Below are 21490 nucleotides of genomic sequence, written 5' to 3' on the forward strand. Positions count from 1 at the left end.
GCGTCGCCCCTCCTCCGGCCGACCCGCCGGCGAGCCGCGGCGACACCCGCCCGCTCCCCGCTGACGACCGCCTCCGCCTCCTCGACGGACCGCGGGCCTCTCGCGTGAGCGCCACCGCGATCGCGCCGGAGACGGAGGACGCCTCTCCGTCCCGCTCCCGCTGGGGTCTGCTCCGGAGGATCCCGTGGTGGATCCAGGTGCTCCTGGTCTTCGCCGTGTCCCGCGTCGTCACGACCGTGATCATGCTCCGTGTCGGCGCCGTGCGTCAGGGCGTCGAGTGGACGGGACTCCGCGACACCTACGTCCGGTTCGCGACGACGTGGGACGGCGGCTGGTACGAGCGGATCGGGATGACGGGGTACCCGTCGGTCCTGCCGCTCTCGCCGTCCGGAGCCGTGGAGCAGAACCCCTGGGCGTTCATGCCCGTCTACCCGTTCACCGTCCGCGGCCTGATGAACATCACCGGGCTCGACTGGGCGAACGCGGCGGTGCTCGTCGCCCTGGTCTGCAGTGCAGCGGCGTGCCTGGTGATCTACCGGCTGTTCCGCGTCTCGCTCAGCGAGGGCCAGGCGCTGATGGGGATCGTCTTCTTCTGCGTCGCTCCGACCTCCCCGATCCTGCAGATCGGCTACGCGGAGTCCGGCGGCATCCTCCTGACGGCCGTGCTGCTCCTCCTGCTGGTTCGCCGCAAGTGGATCTGGACGTTCCCCGTCGTGCTGGTCGTGGGGCCCCTGCGCCCGAGCGGCCTCGCGATCGCGGCGATGACGGGCCTCTACTTCCTCTACCGCGTCTGGCGGCACGTGCGCGGCACCGAGCCGTTCGCCCGCCGGGAGTTCGCCTTCACGGTCGCCCTCACGGTCTGGTCCCTCGCGGTGGGGTTCGCCTGGCTGCTCATCGCCTGGGCGGTCACCGGCTCCTTCACCGCGTACACCGACACCGAGCTCGCCTGGCGCAGCGTCTTCATCGGCGAGGGCGAGCTCATCCCCTTCACCTCCTGGTTCGCCGGTGGAGGCTGGTGGGGAGGCCTCTGGTTCGGCTCGCCGATCACGGGCATGGGCATCACCGTCGTGGTGGTGCTCGGATTCCTGGCGATCCTGTTCTCGCGGGCCACGCGCAGCCTCGACGTCTTCTCGCGGCTCTGGGTCGGCGGCTACGCGATCTACCTCTTCGCGTTCTTCTACCCGCAGTCGAGCACGTTCCGCATCCTGATGCCGATGTTCCCGCTGGCCGGGGCGCTCGCGGTGCCGCGGTCGACTCTCCTGAGGGTGTTCGTGGTGGCCGCATCGATCGTCGGGCAGATCGTCTGGGTGCTGCTGTGCTGGGTGTTCACCCCGGGCGACTGGTCCCCGCCGTGATCGGCTGACGCCCGACTTCCGGGCGCGGTTCGGAACACCCCCGCGGATGCACGATAATAGGGGGATACGTCACGAAAGGGGAACTCTATGGCGGCCATGAAGCCGAGGACCGGAGACGGACCGATGGAGGCTGTTAAGGAGGGCCGACTCATCGTCGTGCGCGTTCCGCTCGAAGGAGGCGGACGCCTCGTCGTCTCGGTCAACGATGCAGAGGCGAAAGAGCTGCACGACGCGCTCGCGTCGGTGGTGTCTCCCGCCTGATCCGCACCGTCGTGAACGCCCGTCGCACACCGTGCGGCGGGCGTTCCGTCTTTCCTCGGTCGGCCGCGCTCGTCAGGCGCGGCGCTTGTTGGCCTGCAGCAGGCCGTCGCCGATCGGCGAGAGCACGCTGACCACGGCGGGGGAGGCGCAGACCTCGGCCACCAGCGTGCGGAACGCCGTCGCGATCTCGTCGCGCTGCGCGGGGTTGGCCACGCGTCCGCGCCAGAGCGCGTGGGGGACGAGGACCGTCCCGCCCGGACGGACGAGCCGCAGCGCGTGCTCGACGTTCTCGATGACCTGCAGCGGATCGCCGTCGACGAAGACGATGTCGTAGGAGTTCTCGTTCATCCGGGGCAGCACCTCGAGGGCGCGGCCCGGGATGAGCCGCAGCCGGTTGGGCGAGATGCCCGCCTCGTGGAACTGGGCGCGCGCGTGCTGCTGGTGCACGGCCTCGGAGTCGATCGAGGTGAGCATCGCCTCGGGGGCGCCGTCGAGCAGCCACAGGCCGCTCACTCCGGTGCCGGTGCCGATCTCGATGATGGAGGTCGCGCGCGCCGCGGCGGCGACCAGCGCGGCCTGCGCTCCGATCGAGGGGGAGACGGCGTCGATGCCCAGCTCGACCGAGAGCCGGCGGGCCGAGGCGATGGCCTCCGACTCGACGACCGCGTCCTCGGCGTACTTCCAGTTGGCATCCTTGTCGGACACGGGGGCGCTCCTCTGATCGGTGCACCGAGCGGATCGCGCCCGGGCATCGTCAGGGTACGGTGGCGCGCGGGCTCCGCGAGGGAGGCGCGGCGGGTTAGTGTTGTCCTCGTGTTCGGTCTGACGTTCGACAAGCTCCTCATCATCGGGGTCATCGCTGTCTTCGTGCTGGGTCCCGACCGCCTCCCGCACTACGCCGCCCAGCTCGGGCAGCTCGTGCGCAAGGTGCGCGGATTCGCCACGCAGGCCCGGGAGCGCGTCAAGGACGAGATGGGCGACGAGTTCAACGACGTCGACTGGAAGAAGCTCGACCCGCGCCAGTACGATCCCCGCCGCATCATCCGCGACGCCTTGCTCGAGGACGATCCGGCCCCCACCGTGAAGCCGCCCACCGCTGTCGCCGCTCCGGTCGTGCCGGGCGGCACCGGCTCCGCGCAGGACAGCTACTACACGACGATGCAGCGCTCCGTCTCGTCCGGCACGCTCTCGAGCGTCGCGCCGCCGCCGATCGACTCCGAGGCCACCTGAGCCCTGCTCCGCGAGGAGCGTCGGGCGGGCGTCTCGACCGACGCCGCCCGCACGAAGCCGCGCGGAGGCGTCAGCCGACGGCGAGCGGAAGACGACGGCCGGTCAGTCCCCGCGGCCGCGCGGCGAGCGTCGCCGCCAGGGCGTCGATCGCCCGGGCGGCAGGATCCTCCGGATCGCCGACGACGACGGGCACGCCCTCGTCGCCCCCTGCCCGCAGCGCCACGGAGATCGGCAGCGACGCGAGCAGCGGCACCTCGTCGCCCATCGCAGTGAGCCGACGCGCGACCTCGGCCCCGCCTCCGCTGCCGAAGAGCTCCAGCACCGAGCCGTCGGGCTGCGGAAGCCCCGACATGTTCTCGACCACTCCGACGATGCGCTGACCCGATTGGCGGGCGAGCGCGCCGCTGCGCTCGGCCACGTCGGCGGCCGCCGGCTGCGGGGTGGTGACGATGAGGACCTCCGCATGCGGGAGCAGCTGCCCGATGGAGATCGCCACATCCCCCGTGCCGGGAGGCAGGTCGAGCAGGAGCACGTCGAGGTCGCCGAAGTAAACGTCGGTGAGGAACTGGGAGATGGTGCGGTGCAGCATGGGTCCGCGCCAGGAGACGGCCGCCCCCCGGGTGTCGCCCTCGAGGAACATCCCGATCGAGATGACCTTCACGCCGTGCGCCACCGGCGGCAGCATCAGCTCGCCGACGCGGGTGGGCCCCGCGACGCGCCCGTCGTGCATCAGGCCGAGCAGGCCGGGGATGGAGAAGCCGTGCACGTCGGCGTCCACGAGGCCGACCGCGAGCCCCCGCTGAGCGAGGGCGACCGCGAGGTTGGCGGTGACGGTCGACTTGCCGACACCGCCCTTGCCGCTGGTGACCGCGTACACGCGGGTGAGCGAGTCCGGGCCGAAGGGCATGCTCCGGCGCCCGCCTTGGAGGCGCTCGGTGAGGGCGGTGCGCTGCGCCGGCGTCATGACTCCGACCACGACGTCGACCGCCGTGACTCCGGGAGCCGAGGCCGCGGCCTCGCGCACGTCGCGCTCGATCGCGGAGGCGGCCGGGCAGTCGACGATGGTCAGCCGGATCGCGACGCGGACGGCTCCGTCGGCCCCCGCCTCGACCGACTCGAGCATGTCGAGCTCGGTGATGGGCTTCCGGATCTCCGGATCGACGACGCGGGCCAGCGCCGTCCTGACGGCGGTCTCGATGGCGGCGACGTCAGGCATCGCGCCGCTCGGGCTCCTGCGCCCGATCCTTCTCGAGCTCCTCGAGCAGGCCGCGCAGCTCCGAGCGGATGAAGTCCTTGCTCGCCATGTCGCGGATCGCCAGGCGCAGGGCCACGACCTCGCGCGCGAGGTACTCGGTGTCCGCGAGGTTGCGCTCGGCCCGCTGACGGTCCTGCTCGATCTGCACGCGGTCGCGGTCGTCCTGGCGGTTCTGCGCGAGCAGCAGCAGCGGCGCGGCGTAGGAGGCCTGCAGGGAGAGGATCAGCGTCAGCACCGTGAAGCCGAGGGCCTGCGAGTCGAAGCGCGCGTCCGCGGGCCCGTAGGTGTTGAACATCAGCCAGAAGACGCAGAAGATCGTCATCCCGACCAGGAACCACGGCGTGCCCATGCCGCGGGCGAACGACTCGGTCAGGCGGCCGAAGCGGTCGCTGCTCGGGCGGTTCCGCCGCGAGAGGACGCGGGTGCGCAAGCCCTTGGGAGCGTCGAGGCGCCGGTCCTGCTTGGTGTCCCTAGCCACGCGCGCCCCTCCGTCCCCGTCGTGTCCTGCCTGTCGCCGCGGGTGCCGGCGGCACGAGCGGGACGCCCTGCGTCGCCGTCGTCACCGGCTTCCTCGGTTCGTCGTCGTCGCCGTGGCTGCGCCAGTCGTCGGGGAGGAGGTAGTCGAGGACGTCGTCGATGGTCACGACGCCGACGAGGCGGTGGGACGCGTCGACGACGGGCACCGAGACGAGGTTGTAGCTGGCCAGGATCCGGGCGACCTCGGCCGCCGAGGTCTCGGGCGTGATCGGGTCCATGCTCTGGTCGAGCAGGGTGCCGAGGCGCTCGTGCGGCGGGTAGCGGAGCATCCGCTGGAAGTGCACCATGCCGAGGAAGCGGCCGGTCGGCGGCTCGTAGGGCGGCAGTGTGACGCAGACGGCGGCGCCGAGGGCCGGGGCGAGCTCGTGGCGGCGGATGAGGGCGAGACCCTCGGCGACGGTCGCCTCGGAGGAGACGATGATCGGCTCCGTGGTCATCAGACCGCCGGCGGACTCCGGGGCGTAGGTGAGGAGCATGCGGACGTCGTCCGCCTCCTCGGGCTCCATCAGCTCCAGGAGCGCCTCGCCGCGCTCCTCCGAGAGCTGGGCGATCAGGTCGGCCGCGTCGTCCGGCTGCATCTGGTCGAGCACATCGGCGGCGCGGTCGTCGTCGAGCCGGCCGAGGATCTCGACCTGCTCGCTCTCGGGCATCTCCTCGAGCACGTCCGCGAGGCGGTCGTCCGAGAGCTCGCCGGCGACCTCGAGCATCCGCTGCTGCGGCAGATCGAGGAGCGTGCTGGCGAGGTCGGCGGGCTTGAGCTCGGAGAGGCTGGCGACGTACTGCTCGGCGGACTGCGCCTCGGTCGAGACGCTCTCGCGGACCTCGCGCCAGCCGGCGAAGGCGGTCGCGCCCTTGGCGAAGGGGGAGGGGCTGGTCTTGGGCCGGCGGACGAAGAGCTGCGCGAGCTCCCACTCGCCGGGAGCGGCCTCCTCGATCGCGACGTCCTCGACGACCGCGTCACCGGAGCCGTCCACGAAGGTCACCCGGCGGCCGAGGAGCTCGGCGATGACGCGGACCTCGCCGCCCCGCTGCTCGAAGCGGCGCACGTTGATGAGCCCGGTGGTGATGATCTGGCCGCTGCCGATGCTGGTGACCCGGCCGATCGACACGAAGACGCGACGGCGCCCGGGGATCTCGACCACCAGGCCGACCACCCGCGGGGCGTCGTTCTGCCGGTAGACCAGGAGCACGTCGCGGACCTTGCCGACGCGATCGCCGGCCGGGTCGAAGACACTGCATCCGGCCAAGCGCGCGACGAAGACTCTGGCGGAACTCACGGCTACAAACCTAGTCCCGTGCAGCCGGGCGGACGCCGAGCGTTCCCGGCTCGCCCTCGGCCGGTTCTCCGAATCCGTTCAGAGACCTTCAAGTGGCCTGTGCGATTCTGTCCGGGTGACTCAGCAGACGCCGTTCAGCGGCCGAGGGCCGGCCTTCCCCACGATCCCGCGCGGGGAGATCCTCGCCACGTTCGACACGTACCAGGAGGCGCAGGCAGCCGTCGACGTGCTCGCCCGCGCCGACTTCCCGGTGCGCCAGCTCGCCATCATCGGCAACGAGCTCAAGAGCGTCGAGCGGGTGACCGGCAAGCTCACCTGGGGCCGCGTCGCCCTCGCCGGAGCGGCCTCCGGCGCCTGGCTCGGTGTCTTCCTGGGCCTCCTGCTCATCATCTTCTCGCCGACGACGGAGTTCTCCTTCCTCATCGCGGCGGTCCTCCTCGGCGCCGGCTTCGGGATGCTCTTCGGGCTCGCCTCCTACGCCGTGAACCGCCGCCGTCGCGACTTCACCTCGACCATGCAGGTGATCGCGACCAGCTACTCCGTGCTCGTGGACCCCGAGGTGGTCAACCGCGCGCGCAACCTGCTCGACGGCGGCACCTCCCCGGCGGAGGCGCCGCAGACGGCCTGGGCTCCGCCGCCCGCCGCGGTCGGCGACCCGCAGCCGCAGCCCGTCCGCCCCGAGGACGACCCGCGCTGACGATCCTCCACGAAGGCCCCCGGTCCGCCGGGGGCCTTATTCGTTCCCGGGGCGGGGCGGATCAGGCGGAGCCGACGGGCGGGAGGACGATGTCGACCGCGAGACCCCGGGGGGAGCGGTTGACCAGGGCGACCGTCCCGCCGGCCGAGAGCACGGTGGTGTGCACCAGGGCCAGCCCCAGACCGCTGCCGCCGGAGGCGAGGGTCCGGGAGTCGTCCGGGCGGGAGAAGCGGTCGAAGGCGACCGGGATGAAGGCGTCGGGCATCCCCGGTCCGTCGTCCGAGACGCTGAGCATCAGGCGCCCGTCCGACTGCGAGAGGGAGGCGACGATCATGCCGCCGCCGTTCATCGCCTGGATCGCGTTCCTCACGAGGTTGTCGATCACCCGGCCGAAGTCCTGGGACGCGACCGCGTAGAGCCGCGCCGGCTCGCGCTCGTCGATCTCGTAGTCGATCTCCACCCCCGACTCCGAGGCGAGCAGGCGGGTGCGGTCGACGGCGCCCACCAGCTCGTCGACGAGCTCGGCGAAGGGAGCGGTCGGGCGGACGGTGCGGCTCTCGATGCGCGAGATGTCGAGGAGGGCGGATGCGAGGCGCACGAGCCGGTCGACGCTCTTCTGCGCGTCGAGGATGACCCGGTCGACCGCGACCGGGTCGTCGACGCGATGGTGGGCGATCTCGAGCTGCGCGGAGAGCGCGGCGAGGGGAGTGCGGAGCTCGTGGCTCGCATCCGACACCATCTGCTTCTCCCGGGCCAGCGACGCGGTCTGCTTGGTCAGGAACGCGTTCAGCGTCACCGCGAGCTCGTCGATCTCGTCGCGCGTGCCGACGACCGGGAGCTGGTCGCCCTGCCCGGGCTCGGCGGCGATCTGATCCGCGCGCGCCCGCATCCGGCGCACCGGGGCGAGGGCCGCGCCCGTCAGGATCCACGAGGCGAGCCCGAACGTGACGACGAGGAAGATCGCGGCGTAGACGAGCACGTGGGCGAAGTCGTCGAGGACGAGCTGTGACGCGGCCTGGTCGCGCGCGGAGGCGACCTGCCAGACGCCGCGATCGCTCTCGATGGCCGTGAAGCGGACCAGGTAGCTGCCGTTCGCCGTCGTCACGTCGGCGTACCGGGGCGAGGTGTCGGCGGGCTCCTCCGCCAGAGCGCTGAGCACCTCGCCGCTCAGGCGCGAGGGCATGGTCGAGGTGCTGACGCTCCCGTCGGGAGCGAGGGCGAGGAACAGCTGGCCCGTCGACGAGCCCTGCGTGCGCGGAACGTTGCCCGCCGAGATGTCGCGGCGCACCTCGTCCTCGATCGACATCAGGATCGTCCGCTCGCTGCGGTCGACGATGCCGGTGACCACCTGGTAGAAGAGCAGCGCCGCGAGCGCGAAGAGGGCGGTCGCCACAGCGACCGTTCCCACGGTGATCCTCGCGCGGATCGAGAGCGCGCCGACCCGGCGGCGTGCCGTGCTCATCCGCGACACGGGCTACTCGACCGGGCGGAGGAAGTAGCCCTTGCCGCGGACGGTCACGATGCTGACGCCCGTGTCCTCGGTCGGGAGCTTCTTGCGCAGGTAGCTGACGTACTGGTCGACGATGTTGTTGTCGACGATCTCGCCGCCGCCCCAGATCTCGGAGAGGATCCGCTGGCGGGTCACGACGGAGCCGACGGGAGTGATGAGGAGCTTGAGGAGCTCGAGCTCCTTCGGGCTGACGTGGATGCGCGAGCCGTCGGCGGTGCGCCGGATGCTCGATCCGTCCACGGTGATGCGTCCGACGTCGATCGAGGTGGACATCAGCGACGGGCTGCGGCGCAGGAGGGCCCGGAGGCGCGCGTTGAGCTCGGTGAACGCGAACGGCTTGGTCAGGTAGTCGTCCGCTCCGGCGTCGAGCCCGAAGACGCGGTCCTCGATCGCGTCCCGCGCGGTCAGCAGCATGATCGGCGTGGGCCGGCCGAGCTCGCGGATCCGGCGGCAGATCTCGAAGCCCGACATCGCCGGGAGCATGACGTCCACGATGGCGGCCGAGAACTCGGCGTTGCTGAACGCGACGAGCGCGTCGATGCCGTTCGTGGTCAGCACGGCCTCGTAGCCGGCGTCTTCGAGGCCGCCGACGAGGGCCTCACCCATGGCTGGATCGTCTTCGACGACAAGGATCTTCACGCGCTCACCCTACGGCCCGGCTCCCAGGAGGACGCACTGGGCGGGCCGTGTGTCGATCGGATGCGGGATCGACCCATCCGATCGGCGCTGGGCGACGAATGAGGAGCAACAGACCGCTCGGGGGCGTGGCGGGAGAGGCGCGATCAGTGGCGCATTTCTACTCTTCTCTCCCCGTCGGCCCGATGATCCTGTTCGCGAAGTTCACCTCTACCGTCACCCGAAGGCGGCACAAAGTGCTCAATATTCTTTCCATCTGGGCGCGTCTCGCGCTGTCGGTCCTCCTGTGGATCGTCCTTCTTCCCGTCATGCTCGTCCTGCTGCCGTTCCGCACGGGCAGGAGCGCCTCGCTCCCCGCCCTGCGACCGGTGCCGGTTCCCGCACCGACGGTGGCGATCGACACCCGGAGCACCAGCGGCGCGTACCAGGCCCACTTCCCGGTCGTTCCGGGCTCGACGCCCCGCTCCCATGAGCTCCGGCGTCGTCCGCCCACCGATCCCCGACGCCCGAACAGCCGTGCCTCTCTCCGCCAGGAGGGGGCGCGGCTGTTCGTCGTTCCCCGGGTCGATCCCGACTGACCGACAGATGTCGATATCGGCTCCTCTCGATCGCGAGCCGCGTCAAGCCCTTCGCAGAATCTCAGGGACTGGCAATACAGCGCTCGCACATGGTTCACCGATCGGAAGGAACACGGATGCTTCGCGCCACGCGCGACACCGCTGGGATCCAGCTCGATTCGACCACGGGATCCCCCGTGCGCCCCGACACCCCGGTCTCGGTGGTCGCGTCGGCGCCTCAGAGCCTGATCTCGCGGATGCTCGGACGCCGCCGCTGCGAAGCCTGCGGAGCGGCCTCGGCCCGTCGCCGCGACGGCTTCTGCTCGGCCGACTGCGCCGGCACCTTCCACCTCTACGAGTGAGCCCGACCGGCCGAGTGCCGGTGGTGAACGTTTCGAAGGCCCGTGATCGACGATCGCGGGCCTTCGTGCTGTCCGGGGAGGGTCGGAGCGCCGGGTGAGGAGCGCCACGGTCGGACTCGGTCGCCCACCGGGTGACGCCGCTCGGTCCGTGGTGGAGGGGTGCGCCTCGAGGGGCGTCGAGCACCGGAGCTGAGCTCCCGCAGGCGAGGGAGGGGAGCGGAGGACCGCAGATGTGCCCCCAGTAGGATTCGAACCTACGCCCCTGCCTCCGGAGGGCAGTGCTCTATCCCCTGAGCTATGGGGGCCAGGAGTGCCTGACCACATTAGCACCCGGGCGGGGCGGGCCCCGACGCCGGGAGCGGTCCTCCCGCATGCCACGATGGAGCCATGCTGCGCACCGTCTCCGCCTCGCTGGATCTGCGTCTCAACGGCCCGACCGACCTGATCTTCCTGGTGGCGGCGACGCCCACGGGCGACTCGTTCGAGGACTCCTTCACCGTCCGGCTCGACGGGCAGGACGTGCCGGTGCGGGAGTTCCCGGCGCGGCACGGCGCCCGCGTGCACCGCGTCGCGGGGAACGAGGGCGACCTGCGGGTCGAGTACCGGGCGCGGGTCGCCGGGCACGGCGCTCCGGACGAGCCGAGCGAGCTCGAGCTCGTCGAGTACCTGCGGCCGAGCCGGTACGCCGAGGCGGACGTGCTCGGCGGGATAGCCCGGCGCGAATTCGGGCGGGCCCGGGGCTTCGAGGCGCTGACGGCCGTCGAGGAATGGGTGCACGGCCACCTGTCGTACGTCTACGGGTCGACGGTCGGCACCGGGGGAGCGGCGCAGGTCATCGAGAGCGGCCAGGGCGTGTGCCGGGACTTCGCGCACACGGTCGCCGGGCTGCTCCGCGCCCTCGACATCCCCGCCCGGGTGACGGCGGTCTACGCGCCGGGCCTCGAGCCGCGGGATTTCCACGCGGTCACGGAGGCCTGGGTGGGCGGCGCCTGGCACGTCGTGGACGCGACCCGGCTGGCTCCGCGCGGGTCGATGCTGCGCATCTCGTCCGGCCGGGACACGGCGGACACCGCGTTCCTCAGCAGCTACCTGACGGACCTGCGCCTGACCGGGATGAGCGTGGAGGCCGACTGCGACGCGGCGCTCGTCGACGACCACGTCTCGCCGGTGCGCCTGGGCTGACGCCCGGGCTCAGCCGGCGAGGACGCCGATCGCCGACCGCACGAGCGGCTCGGGGTCGCCCGGCTCGACGAAGGAGGCGCTGGACGCCTCGATCCAGTACTCGCCGACGAAGGCGTCCGCGACGCCCCGCCCCTCGGCCACCTGGTAGTAGCCCTCGATCTCCGGCGGCTTGCCGTAGGTGGGGACGGCCTTGCTGGTGGTGAAGAACTCGTTCTTGAGCGCCTCGATCACCGCGGGGTCGAGGTGGGCCACGGCCAGCTGCAGCTCGGCGCCCGAATCGTCGGACCATCCGCAGACCAGGCCGTCGTACTGGGCGATCTCCTCGGAGACGGCGGTGGTCCCGATGCCGTCGTCCGGGGAGAATCCGCCCCACAGGCCCGCGAGCGCCGAGGCCGGGACCAGCTGCTCGCAGGCGAGGGGGATCGGCGTGCCGCTGACGGCGCCGCTCGCGCTCGGCTCCGGGTCGGCCGCGGGGGAGCAGCCGGAGAGGGCCGCCGCGGCGAGGGCGACGAGGAGGAGGGCGGCGGGACGGCGCATGCGTCGCACCCTAGCAACGCCGCCCTGCCGAGCGGCCCCGCGGTGCAGGAGGGACGGGGGGCGCGGGCGCGGCGGCCGGTAGAATCGCTCCCCGTGACTCCCGAACAGCTCGCCGCCTCCTTGCACGCCCTCGTCCTCGACGCCGTGCAGCGACGGGGGAGCGATGCGGGCGTCGAGCTCTCGGACGTCGTGCTGGAGCGCCCGAAGAACCGCGACCACGGCGACTGGGCCTCGAACATCGCGATGAAGCTCGCGAAGCGGGTCGGCGCGAACCCGCGCGAGCTCGCCGCCGAGCTGGCCGAGGGGCTGGGCGCGGTCGAGGGCGTCGCCACGGTCGAGGTCGCCGGTCCCGGCTTCCTCAACGTCCGGCTCGAGGCCGCGGCCGCGGGCGCCCTGGCCGGCGCGATCGTCGAGGCGGGCGAGGCCTACGGCACCGGGTCCGCCTACGCCGGCGTCCGGATGAACCTCGAGTTCGTCTCCGCCAACCCCACCGGCCCCATCCACATCGGCGGGACGCGCTGGGCGGCGGTCGGCGACAGCCTGGCCCGGATGCTCCTCTCGCAGGGCGCCGAGGTGACCCGCGAGTACTACTTCAACGACCACGGCGCGCAGATCGACCGCTTCACGCGGAGCCTCCTCGCCGCCCACCGCGGCGAGCCGACCCCGGAGGACGGCTACGGCGGCGCCTACATCGGCGACATCGCCGAGCGCGTCGCGGCCGCCTACCCGGGCGACCTCGCCGTCCTGCCCGAGGAGGAGCTCGCCGAGACCTTCCGCTCGATCGGCGTCGAGCTGATGTTCGGCGAGATCAAGCAGAGCCTGCACGAGTTCGGCGTCGACTTCGACGTGTACTTCCACGAGAACTCCCTGCACGAGTCGCGCGCCGTCGACCGCGCGATCGAGCGCCTCCGCGAGCTCGGGCACATCTTCGAGGCGGACGGCGCCACCTGGCTGCGGACCACCTCGTTCGGCGACGACCGCGACCGCGTCATCATCAAGAGCGACGGGGAGGCGGCCTACATCGCGGGCGACCTCGCCTACTACCTCGACAAGCGCGAGCGCGGCTTCGATCGGGCGATCATCATGCTCGGCGCCGACCACCACGGCTATATCGGCCGGATGATGGCGATGTGCGCGGCGTTCGGCGACACCCCGGGCGTGAACCTCGAGATCCTGATCGGCCAGCTGGTCAACCTGCTCCGCGACGGCGAGGCGGTCCGGATGTCCAAGCGGGCGGGGACCGTCGTCACGATGGAGGACCTCACGGAGGCCGTCGGCGTGGACGCCGCGCGCTATTCGCTGGTGCGCTCCTCGGCCGACTCGACCCTCGACATCGACCTCGACCTGCTGACCAAGCGGAGCAACGACAACCCCGTCTACTACGTGCAGTACGCCCACGCGCGCACCCGCCAGGTCGCGGCGAAGGCCGCGGCGTCGGGCGTCCCCGTCGAGCCGTTCGCGCCCGAGACGCTGGTGCATCCGACCGAGTCGGCGCTGCTCGGCGGCCTGCAGGAGTTCCCGCGCATCGTGGCGCACGCCGCGGAGCTGCGCGAGCCGCACCGCGTCGCGCGGTACCTCGAGGAGGTCGCCGGCCTCTACCACCGCTGGTACGACAACTGCCGGGTCGTGCCGCAGGGCGAGGACCCGGTCGAGGCCGTGCACTCGACCCGGCTGCGCCTGAACGAGGCGACCGGGCAGGTGCTCCGCAACGGGCTCTCCCTGCTGGGCGTCACGGCCCCGGACCGGATGTGAGCGCGTCGGGGGCTGCGCCGCGGCGCCGGCGCGGGGGACGCGCGGCCGTGGTGGTCGTCGTGGTGCTGGTGCTGCTCGTGGTCGCGGCGGTGGTGGGCGACTCGCTCGCCCGCCGCGCCGTCGCGGACCGCGCCGCCGCGAGCCTCCGCGAGGCGCTCGCACTGCCCGCGGACCGGGCGGTGGACGTCGACGTCGCCGGCTGGGCCGTGCTCCCGCAGCTCGTCTCGGGGCGGCTGGACCGGCTCGACCTGCGCAGCTCGGACGTGACGTTCGGCGAGCTCGACGGCGACGTCGCTGCGACCCTGATCGGGGTGCCGGTGAGCGGCGTCGGAGCGGTCGAGTCCGGCAGCACCACGGTCGCGATCGACGCGGCCTCGGTCTCGCGGCTCGTCACCGAGCGCAGCACCGTTCCCGTCGACGAGGTGACCCTGGACGCTCCGCTCGTGCGCGTGACCGCCTCCGTCGAGGTGCTGGGCCTCCGGCTCGGCGCGGGCGTGGGGATGGAGCTCGCGGCCGTGGACGGCGCCATCCGGCTGACCCCGGCCGAGGTCTCCGCCGCCGGTGCGACCTTCTCGGCGACCGACTTCCGCGACCGCTTCGGCGCCGTCTCCGGCGACCTGCTCGCTCCGTCCTCCGTGTGCATCGCGGACTCGGTGCCGCGCGGACTGACGCTGACCGGAGTCGAGGTCGCCGACGAGTCGCTGAACGCGAGCTTCGCGCTCTCTCCGACGTTCCTCAGCGACCCCGCGGAGCAGGAACCGGGCACGTGCGCCTGAGCCCGCGCGGCGCCGCCGCCCCGGACCGGTAGGATCGGAGCCCTGTGCCGGCGTCTTCCGCGGGCCGAACACTGACATCGCTGGCTTCAGGGGTCAATCCGGACCCGCTCGCCCCGCAGTGACGCTCCCACTCTCTCCTGTGAGGTCTCACCCGTGGACACCGTCGACGCCCGCGCCCCCCGGCATCCGCTCGCGCCTGAGTGGCTGCACACGCCCGCCGACCCGAACGCCCTGGCCGACGGCGTGTGGCCGGACAGCGCCGAGCGCGGCGAGGACGGCGGGATCCGGATCGCCGGAGTGCCCGTCGCCGAGCTGGTGCGCGAGCACGGCACTCCTCTCTACGTGGTGGACGAGGCCGACGCCCGCCGCAGGGCCGTCGAGATGCGCGAGGTCTTCGCCCGCGAGCTCGGCCGGATCGGCACCGGCGTCACGGTCTACTACGCGGGCAAGGCGTTCCTCTCGACCGAGGTCGCCCGCTGGATGCGCGACGAGGGCCTGAACCTCGACCTCTCCAGCGGCGGCGAGATGGCAGTGGCCCTCGCCGCCGGGATCGAGCCCGAGCGCTTCGGCCTCCACGGCAACAACAAGTCGCTCCGCGAGATCGACAGGGCCGTCGAGGTGGGCGCGGGCACGATCGTGCTCGACAGCCTCGTCGAGATCGAGCGCGTCGCAGCCGCGGCCGAGCGGCACGGCCGCGTGCAGGCGGTGCGCCTCCGGGTCAACAGCGGAGTGCACGCGCACACCCACGAGTTCCTCGCCACGGCGCACGAGGACCAGAAGTTCGGCCTCGCACTCGCCGACTGCCCGGCCGCGGTCGCCCGCATCCGCTCCTTCTCCTCCCTGCGGTTCCTCGGGCTGCACTGCCACATCGGATCCCAGATCTTCGGCTCCGCCGGGTTCGCGGAGTCGGCGTCGCGCCTGCTCGACGTCCACGCGGCACTGCTCGCGGACGGGCCCGTGCCGGAGCTCAACCTCGGCGGCGGCTTCGGCATCGCGTACACCAGTGCCGACGACCCGACCCCGATCGCCGAGATCGCGGCCGCCGTCGCCGACGCGGTCGCCGAGCAGTGCTCCGCCCGCGGCGTCCCGGTGCCGCACATCGCGATCGAGCCCGGCCGCTCGCTGATCGGGCCCGCCGGCGTCACCCTCTACGAGGTGGGCACCGTGAAGGATGTGACGGTCGGCTCCGAGGGCTCGACCGCGGTCCGCCGCTACGTCAGCGTCGACGGCGGCATGAGCGACAACGCCCGTCCGGCGCTCTACGGCGCCGACTACACGGCGCGGATCGCCGACCGCTCCTCCTCGGCCGAGCCCGCCCTCGTGCGGGTGGCCGGGAAGCACTGCGAGTCGGGCGACATCGTCGTCCACGACGACTTCCTGCCCGCGGACGTGCGGCCGGGCGACCTGCTCGCCGTCGCCGCGACCGGCGCCTACTGCTGGTCGCTCGCCAGCAACTACAACTACCTCGGGCGCCCCCCGGTGGTCGCCGTCCGCGACGGGCGCTCGCGCGTCCTCGTGCGCGGCGAGACCGAGGAGGACCTCCTCCGCCGCGACGCCGGCATCGAACGAAAGGCCACCTCCCGATGATCGAGTACCGCAGCCTCCGCGTCGCCCTGCTGGGCGCCGGGTCCGTCGGTGCCCAGGTGGCGCGCCTCCTGCTCGACCACGGCGACGAGCTCGCCCAGCGCGTGGGGGCGCCGCTGGAGCTCGTGGGCGTGGCCGTCAGGGACGTGGACGCGCCCCGCACCGCCGACATCCCGAAGCACCTGCTCACCACCGACGCCGAGTCGCTGATCCTGGGCGCCGACATCGTGGTCGAGCTGATCGGCGGGCTCGAGCCCGCCCGCAGCCACATCCTCACGGCGATCTCGTCGGGCGCGGACGTGATCACGGCCAACAAGGCGCTGCTCGCCGCCCACGGCAACGAGCTCTTCGAGGCCGCCGACCAGGTGGGCGCCCAGCTCAACTACGAGGCGGCCGTCGCCGGCGCGATCCCGATCATCCGGCCGCTGCGCGACAGCCTCGCCGGCGACCGGGTCCACCGCATCCTCGGCATCGTCAACGGCACGACCAACTACATCCTCGACCGGATGGACACCGAGCACGCGAGCCTCGAGGACGCGCTCGCCCGCGCGACCGAGCTCGGCTACGCCGAGTCCGACCCGACCGCCGACATCGAGGGCTACGACGCGGCGCAGAAGGCGGCGATCCTCGCCCGCCTCGCTTTCCACACCGACGTCCCGGTCACCCTGGTGCACCGCGAGGGCATCACCGGCATCACGAAGGCGCAGGTCGACCAGGCCCGCGACTCCGGCTACGTGATCAAGCTGCTCGCGATCTGCGAGCGGCTGACCGACGCCAAGACCGGCGTGGAGGGCGTGTCCGCGCGGGTCTACCCCGCGCTCGTGCACCGCTCCCACCCGCTCGCGGCCGTGCACGGGGCCAACAACGCGGTCTTCGTCGAGGCGGAGGCGGCCGGCGACCTGATGTTCTACGGCGCCGGCGCCGGCGGGATCGAGACGGCCTCCGCCGTCCTCGGCGACGTCGTGTCGGCCGCCCGCCGCCACGTCGTCGGCGGCCCCGGCCTGGTGACCAGCGCGAGCTCCGGGCTCGCGGTCCTCCCGATCGGCCACGTCACCACCCGGTACCAGGTCACCCTCGAGGTGCTCGACCGCCCCGGCGTGCTCGCGCAGATCGCGGGCGTCTTCGCCGACCACGGCGTCTCGGTCGAGACCCTGGTGCAGACCCCGCCCGGCGCCGACCCGCTGGAGGAGCAGGGCGGTGCGGAGCGGCGCGAGCCTACCGCTACCCTGGTCATCGGCACGCACGCCGCGGCGGAATCCGATCTGGCGGCCACCGTCACCGCCCTCCATTCCCATGGTTTCGTCGGCGCCGTGACGTCCGTTCTACGAGTTGAAGGAGCCTGAGATGGCCAAGCAGTGGCGCGGAGTCCTGCACGAGTACGCGGACCGCCTCGATGTCACCGAGGCGACCCCGGTCATCACTCTCGGCGAGGGCGGCACGCCGCTCATCCCCGCGGCGGCCCTCTCGGCGCGCACGGGCGCGAAGGTGTGGGTCAAGTACGAGGGCATGAACCCGACCGGCTCCTTCAAGGACCGCGGCATGACCATGGCGATCTCGAAGGCCGTCGAGCACGGCGCGAAGGCCGTCATCTGCGCTTCGACCGGCAACACCTCCGCGTCGGCCGCCGCCTACGCGACGCACGCCGGCATCACCGCGGCCGTCCTGGTGCCGGAGGGCAAGATCGCCCTGGGCAAGCTCAGCCAGGCGATCGCGCACAACGCGCAGCTGCTGCAGGTGCAGGGCAACTTCGACGACTGCCTCGACATCGCCCGCGACCTCGCGAAGAACTACCCGGTCCACCTGGTCAACTCGGTGAACCCGGACCGCATCGCCGGCCAGAAGACCGCGGCCTTCGAGGTCGTCGAGGTGCTGGGCGACGCGCCGGACTTCCACATCGTCCCGGTCGGCAACGCGGGCAACTACACCGCCTACTTCCGCGGCTACTCGGAGGAGCTGGAGCGCGGCGAGTCGACCCGCCTCCCGCGCATGTTCGGCTTCCAGGCCGAGGGCTCCGCTCCGATCGTGCACGGCGCCCCGGTCCGCCACCCCGAGACGATCGCCAGCGCGATCCGGATCGGCAACCCGGCCTCGTGGGAGCTCGCCCTCAACGCGCGCACCGTCAGCGACGGCTACTTCGGCGCGATCAGCGACGAGAAGATCCTCGAGGCGTACCGCATCCTCGCGGGCGAGGTCGGCGTCTTCGTCGAGCCGGCGTCGGCGATCAGCGTCGCGGGGCTCCTCGAGCGCGCCGAGGCCGGAGCGATCCCGAAGGACGCGACCGTCGTCCTGACGGTCACCGGCCACGGGCTCAAGGACCCGCAGTGGGCGCTCCGCACGGCCGACGGCGCGGACATCACGCCGACCGTCGTCCCGGTCGACACCGCCGCGATCGCGGACGTGCTGGGGCTGGCCGGCGCATGACCTCGGCGGTTCCCGTCGGCCGCACCGTCCACGTCAAGGTCCCCGCCACCTCGGCGAACCTGGGCCCCGGCTTCGACACGCTCGGCCTGGCGCTCTCGTTCTACGACGAGCTCGACGTGACGGCCGTCGCGGCCACGGGTGCGCGGGTCACCGTGCACGGGGTCGGCGAGGGAGAGGTGGCGACCGACGAGACGAACCTCGTCGTGCAGGCCATCGCGTACACGTTCGCCGACCAGCGGCAGGAGATGCCCGGCATCGAGGTGATCGCGCGCAACATCATCCCGCACGGCCGCGGGATGGGCTCGTCCGGCGCCGCGATCGTCTCCGGCATCATGGCCGCGAAGGGCCTGCTCGAGGGCGTCGTCGAGCTCGACTCGGACGACCTCCTCCGCATCGCCACCGAGATGGAGGGGCACCCCGACAACGTGGCGCCCGCACTGTTCGGCGGCCTCACCATCGCCTGGGTCGAGCCGCACGCCTCTGGCGCCGACGACTCGCCGCTGCGACCGCGCTCCAAGAAGCTCATGGTCCACCGCGGCGTGTCCCCGGTCGTCTTCGTGCCCGAGCACACCATGTCGACGCGGCTGGCACGCTCGCTGCAGCCGCAGAGCGTGCCGCACGAGGACGCGGTGTTCAACGTCTCGCGCTCCTCGCTCCTGATCGCCGCCCTCATCCAGAGCCCGGAGCTGCTGTTCGCGGCGACCGAGGACAAGCTGCACCAGAACTACCGCGCGGCCGCCATGCCCGAGACCTCAGCGCTGATCGCGCTGCTGCGCTCGCACGGCTACGCGGCCGTCGTCTCGGGTGCCGGACCGAGCGTCCTGGTGCTCTGCAGCGACCCCGCCCAGCGCCTCGCCGCCGCGGATCTGGTGGAGCGGGAGGCCCCCACGCCGTGGCGCGCGCACATGCTGGCCGTCGACTTCAAGGGTGCTACAGTGGGGACCGCATCCCGAGGAACCGCGTAACGAGCGGAATCTGTCCGACGGATCGTCCCGACAACCACGGCCATCACATCGTGTGAAGGGCGCCCCTGCTCCTCTTGCAGACCGGCGCCTGGTCTCCGGGCCCTCTCCTCGCTCTCTGCGGCAGTCGGTCCCGGCGGCCGAGAGCATCGCGTGGATCAGAACACGCGATGGCACCGCACGGTCGATGAGCTCTCCCGGTGAGCACTCGTTCCCGGGGGGAAGGAACCCTCTCCAGTGACAGACGTCAACACCTACGGCTCGACCGTGGACCTCACCGCCGACCTCTCCGGTCTGCGCGTCGCCGAGCTCCAGGCTCTCGCGACGCGGCTCGGCCTCGGCGGCGCCTCCAAGCTCCGCAAGGGCGAGCTGGTCCAGGCCATCTCGGACCTGCGCGCCGCCTCCGCCGAGGACGCGCCCGCCGCGATCGCCGACGCGGTCGCTCCGGACGACGCAGCGGTCGCCCCGGACGTCGACGCCACCGGCGTCGAGGCCGAGCCGGCCGATGTGGCCGAGCAGTCCGCTCCGCAGCCCGAGGCGCCGGCGGAGCTGCCGACGCCCGTCGAGAGCACCGAGGCCGACACGGCCGACGTCCTCGAGCAGGCCGCGCCCACCGTCGACGAGCCCTCCGCGACGGCCGCCGAGTCGGCCCCCGTCGAGCTCGAGCTCCCCGCGGCGGCCGAGCCGGTCGCCGAGCCCGCCGAGCGCGCGCCCCGCCGACGCAGCTCGCGCCGCGCCTCCAGCGGCACCGTCGCCGCCGGCGAGCACCTCAACATCCCCGGCGGGACCGGCGTCGAGTCGCTGATCCCCGACCTCCCCGTCATCGAGCAGGACCGCGACGCCGACCAGGCCGCGAAGCCCGTCATCGACATCGAGCTGCCCAACGGGCCGGAGTCGGACGACTCCTCCCGCGAGGGCGGCCAGCGCGAACGCCGCGGACGCCGCCGCAGCCGCGGGGGCGTCTCCGAGCAGAGCGAGCAGGCCGAGCAGGCGCCCGCCGAGAACGACGCCGACTCCTCCGAATCCGGCGACCAGCAGGAGCAGCAGGGCGGAGACCAGCAGCAGAACGGCGACCAGCAGGGCACCGGCCGCGGCCGCAACCGACGCAACCGGAACCGCAACCGCGGGGACGACCGCCAGAACGACGCTCAGCAGAGCCCCGCCGCGCAGTCCCAGCCGCAGAACGGCCAAGGCGCGCGCGGCGCCGCGCAGTCCGAGGGCCAGCAGGCTCCTCAGCAGAACGGCTCCGGACAGCCCCAGAACGGCCAGCAGGCCGAGGGCGAGGACGGCCGCCGCAGCCGCTACCGCGACCGCAAGCGCCGCGGCGGAGCGATCGGCGACGACTTCGAGCCCGAGATCGGCGAGGACGACGTCCTCATCCCGGTCGCCGGCATCCTCGACGTCCTCGACAACTACGCCTTCGTGCGCACCACCGGGTACCTGCCCGGCGTCAGCGACGTCTACGTCTCCCTCGGCCAGGTCAAGAAGTACAACCTGCGCAAGGGCGACGCGGTCGTCGGCGCCATCCGCCAGCCCCGCGAGGGCGAGGGCGGCGGCCGCCAGAAGTACAACGCGATCGTCCGCGTCGACTCGATCAACGGCCAGACCGTCGAGGAGGCCGCTGCGCGCGTCGAGTTCCAGAAGCTCACGCCGCTCTACCCGACCGAGCGCCTGCGCCTCGAGACCGAGCCCGGCAAGCTGACCCAGCGGATCATCGACCTGGTCGCCCCGATCGGCAAGGGACAGCGCGGCCTGATCGTCGCGCCGCCCAAGGCAGGCAAGACCATCGTCCTGCAGCAGATCGCCAATGCGATCGTGCAGAACAACCCGGAGGTCCACCTGATGGTCGTCCTGGTCGACGAGCGTCCGGAGGAGGTCACCGACATGCAGCGCACCGTGCGCGGCGAGGTCGTCGCCTCCACCTTCGACCGCCCGGCCGAGGACCACACGACCGTCGCCGAGCTCGCGATCGAGCGCGCCAAGCGCCTGGTCGAGCTGGGCCACGACGTGGTCGTGCTGCTCGACTCCATCACCCGTCTCGGCCGCGCCTACAACGTGACCGCTCCTCCCTCGGGCCGCGTGCTCTCGGGCGGCGTGGACGCCTCGGCGCTGTACCCGCCGAAGAAGTTCTTCGGAGCGGCGCGCAACATCGAGAACGGCGGCTCGCTCACCATCCTCGCGACGGCGCTCATCGAGACCGGCTCGAAGATGGACGAGGTGATCTTCGAGGAGTTCAAGGGCACCGGCAACATGGAGCTCCGCCTCTCCCGTCACCTCGCCGACAAGAGGATCTTCCCCGCCGTCGACGTGAACGCCTCCGGCACGCGCCGCGAGGAGATGCTGCTCAGCGCCGACGAGGTCAAGATCACCTGGAAGCTGCGCCGCGCCCTCGCCGGGCTCGACCAGCAGCAGGCGCTGGAGATCATCCTGTCGCGCCTGAAGGAGACCTCGTCCAACGTCGAGTTCCTCATGCAGGTCTCGAAGTCGGCCGTCGGCCCGGCCACCGCCGGCCACGGCAACGGCCACCACTAGCGCCCCGACGTCCGCGGTCGCCCCTGTCACCGGGGGCGGCCGCGGGCGTTTTCGCGTCCCCGGGCGA

21 protein-coding genes and 1 tRNA gene are annotated in these 21490 nt (G+C 72.4%); 14 read left to right on the plus strand and 8 right to left on the minus strand.

Annotated features, from left to right (window positions below; genetic code table 11):
* Nucleotides 1–104: 104 nt before the first annotated feature.
* Both C5B98_RS02625 and C5B98_RS02630 read left to right on the plus strand, forming a co-directional pair.
* On the plus strand, nt 105–1355 hold the full coding sequence (locus C5B98_RS02625) for a hypothetical protein (RefSeq protein ID WP_104327262.1): 1251 nt from the start codon (nt 105–107) through the stop codon (nt 1353–1355).
* 87 nt (nt 1356–1442) lie between these two features.
* Nucleotides 1443–1616 (plus strand): DUF3117 domain-containing protein, encoded by a 174-nt coding sequence (locus tag C5B98_RS02630; RefSeq protein WP_068208299.1) that lies wholly within the window; start codon nt 1443–1445, stop codon nt 1614–1616.
* 72 nt (nt 1617–1688) lie between these two features.
* On the opposite strand, the gene C5B98_RS02635 is transcribed toward C5B98_RS02630, so the two are convergent.
* Nucleotides 1689–2321: an O-methyltransferase gene (locus C5B98_RS02635; RefSeq protein WP_104222989.1), complete on the minus strand. Its 633-nt coding sequence runs from the start codon at nt 2319–2321 to the stop codon at nt 1689–1691.
* A gap of 108 nt (nt 2322–2429) precedes the next feature.
* Between C5B98_RS02635 and C5B98_RS02640 the strand changes: the two genes are divergently transcribed.
* On the plus strand, nt 2430–2846 hold the full coding sequence (locus C5B98_RS02640) for a twin-arginine translocase TatA/TatE family subunit (RefSeq protein ID WP_146076468.1): 417 nt from the start codon (nt 2430–2432) through the stop codon (nt 2844–2846).
* Nucleotides 2847–2916: 70 nt separating this feature from the next.
* On the opposite strand, the gene C5B98_RS02645 is transcribed toward C5B98_RS02640, so the two are convergent.
* From C5B98_RS02645 to C5B98_RS02655, 3 genes are read right to left on the minus strand one after another with little or no spacing between them, the layout of a single operon-like run.
* On the minus strand, nt 2917–4062 hold the full coding sequence (locus C5B98_RS02645) for an Mrp/NBP35 family ATP-binding protein (RefSeq protein WP_104327263.1): 1146 nt from the start codon (nt 4060–4062) through the stop codon (nt 2917–2919).
* Nucleotides 4055–4579: a DUF1003 domain-containing protein gene (locus tag C5B98_RS02650; protein ID WP_104222991.1), complete on the minus strand. Its 525-nt coding sequence runs from the start codon at nt 4577–4579 to the stop codon at nt 4055–4057. The genes C5B98_RS02645 and C5B98_RS02650 overlap by 8 nt, the downstream gene beginning before the upstream one ends.
* On the minus strand, nt 4572–5915 hold the full coding sequence (locus tag C5B98_RS02655) for a magnesium transporter MgtE N-terminal domain-containing protein (protein WP_104222992.1): 1344 nt from the start codon (nt 5913–5915) through the stop codon (nt 4572–4574). Before C5B98_RS02655 ends, C5B98_RS02650 begins: the two co-directional genes overlap by 8 nt.
* A gap of 115 nt (nt 5916–6030) precedes the next feature.
* Between C5B98_RS02655 and C5B98_RS02660 the strand changes: the two genes are divergently transcribed.
* The gene (locus tag C5B98_RS02660) at nt 6031–6612 is read left to right on the plus strand and encodes a general stress protein (protein ID WP_258063423.1); all 582 of its coding nucleotides are present in this window, start codon (nt 6031–6033) and stop codon (nt 6610–6612) included.
* Nucleotides 6613–6673: 61 nt separating this feature from the next.
* On the opposite strand, the gene C5B98_RS02665 is transcribed toward C5B98_RS02660, so the two are convergent.
* Nucleotides 6674–8074, minus strand: coding sequence for a cell wall metabolism sensor histidine kinase WalK (locus tag C5B98_RS02665; protein ID WP_146076469.1), 1401 nt, complete (start codon nt 8072–8074; stop codon nt 6674–6676).
* A 12-nt stretch (nt 8075–8086) separates the two neighbouring features.
* Entirely contained in the window at nt 8087–8761 is a 675-nt protein-coding gene (locus C5B98_RS02670) for a response regulator transcription factor (RefSeq protein ID WP_258059273.1), read from the minus strand.
* A 146-nt stretch (nt 8762–8907) separates the two neighbouring features.
* On the opposite strand from C5B98_RS02670, the gene C5B98_RS02675 reads away from it, so the two are divergent.
* Together C5B98_RS02675 and C5B98_RS02680 are read left to right on the plus strand one after the other, a co-directional pair.
* Nucleotides 8908–9336 (plus strand): hypothetical protein, encoded by a 429-nt coding sequence (locus tag C5B98_RS02675; protein WP_146076875.1) that lies wholly within the window; start codon nt 8908–8910, stop codon nt 9334–9336.
* Nucleotides 9337–9452: 116 nt separating this feature from the next.
* Nucleotides 9453–9677 (plus strand): hypothetical protein, encoded by a 225-nt coding sequence (locus C5B98_RS02680; protein WP_104246599.1) that lies wholly within the window; start codon nt 9453–9455, stop codon nt 9675–9677.
* A gap of 233 nt (nt 9678–9910) precedes the next feature.
* On the opposite strand, the gene C5B98_RS02685 is transcribed toward C5B98_RS02680, so the two are convergent.
* Nucleotides 9911–9982: transfer RNA gene (locus C5B98_RS02685), tRNA-Arg, on the minus strand.
* An 82-nt stretch (nt 9983–10064) separates the two neighbouring features.
* On the opposite strand from C5B98_RS02685, the gene C5B98_RS02690 reads away from it, so the two are divergent.
* A complete protein-coding gene (locus C5B98_RS02690; protein WP_104232730.1) occupies nt 10065–10859 on the plus strand; it encodes a transglutaminase family protein in 795 nt (264 codons plus the stop codon).
* 9 nt (nt 10860–10868) lie between these two features.
* Here the strand turns inward: C5B98_RS02690 and C5B98_RS02695 are convergent, their stop codons facing one another.
* A complete protein-coding gene (locus tag C5B98_RS02695; protein WP_104237561.1) occupies nt 10869–11396 on the minus strand; it encodes a hypothetical protein in 528 nt (175 codons plus the stop codon).
* Between the two features lie 93 nt (nt 11397–11489).
* On the opposite strand from C5B98_RS02695, the gene argS reads away from it, so the two are divergent.
* The 7 genes from argS to rho all read left to right on the plus strand — a co-directional run bounded on the left by argS (nt 11490) and on the right by rho (nt 21423).
* Entirely contained in the window at nt 11490–13148 is a 1659-nt protein-coding gene (argS, locus tag C5B98_RS02700; protein ID WP_104222999.1) for an arginine--tRNA ligase, read from the plus strand.
* A 47-nt stretch (nt 13149–13195) separates the two neighbouring features.
* A complete protein-coding gene (locus C5B98_RS02705) occupies nt 13196–13924 on the plus strand; it encodes an LmeA family phospholipid-binding protein (RefSeq protein WP_104262485.1) in 729 nt (242 codons plus the stop codon).
* A gap of 153 nt (nt 13925–14077) precedes the next feature.
* Nucleotides 14078–15511 (plus strand): diaminopimelate decarboxylase, encoded by a 1434-nt coding sequence (gene lysA, locus C5B98_RS02710; RefSeq protein WP_104223001.1) that lies wholly within the window; start codon nt 14078–14080, stop codon nt 15509–15511.
* On the plus strand, nt 15508–16851 hold the full coding sequence (locus C5B98_RS02715) for a homoserine dehydrogenase (protein WP_104223002.1): 1344 nt from the start codon (nt 15508–15510) through the stop codon (nt 16849–16851). Before lysA ends, C5B98_RS02715 begins: the two co-directional genes overlap by 4 nt.
* 1 nt (nt 16852) lies before the next feature.
* Nucleotides 16853–17929 carry a threonine synthase gene (gene thrC, locus C5B98_RS02720; RefSeq protein WP_104223003.1) on the plus strand — a complete coding sequence of 359 codons (1077 nt, stop codon included), beginning with the start codon at nt 16853–16855 and terminating at the stop codon, nt 17927–17929.
* Nucleotides 17926–18894, plus strand: a complete 969-nt coding sequence (thrB, locus tag C5B98_RS02725) for a homoserine kinase (RefSeq protein ID WP_104223004.1) — start codon at nt 17926–17928, stop codon at nt 18892–18894. The genes thrC and thrB overlap by 4 nt, the downstream gene beginning before the upstream one ends.
* 234 nt (nt 18895–19128) lie before the next feature.
* Nucleotides 19129–21423, plus strand: coding sequence for a transcription termination factor Rho (rho, locus tag C5B98_RS02730; protein ID WP_104327265.1), 2295 nt, complete (start codon nt 19129–19131; stop codon nt 21421–21423).
* Nucleotides 21424–21490 lie beyond the last annotated feature (67 nt).

This window comes from Rathayibacter sp. AY1A5, assembly GCF_002930875.1.
Classification (GTDB): domain Bacteria; phylum Actinomycetota; class Actinomycetes; order Actinomycetales; family Microbacteriaceae; genus Rathayibacter.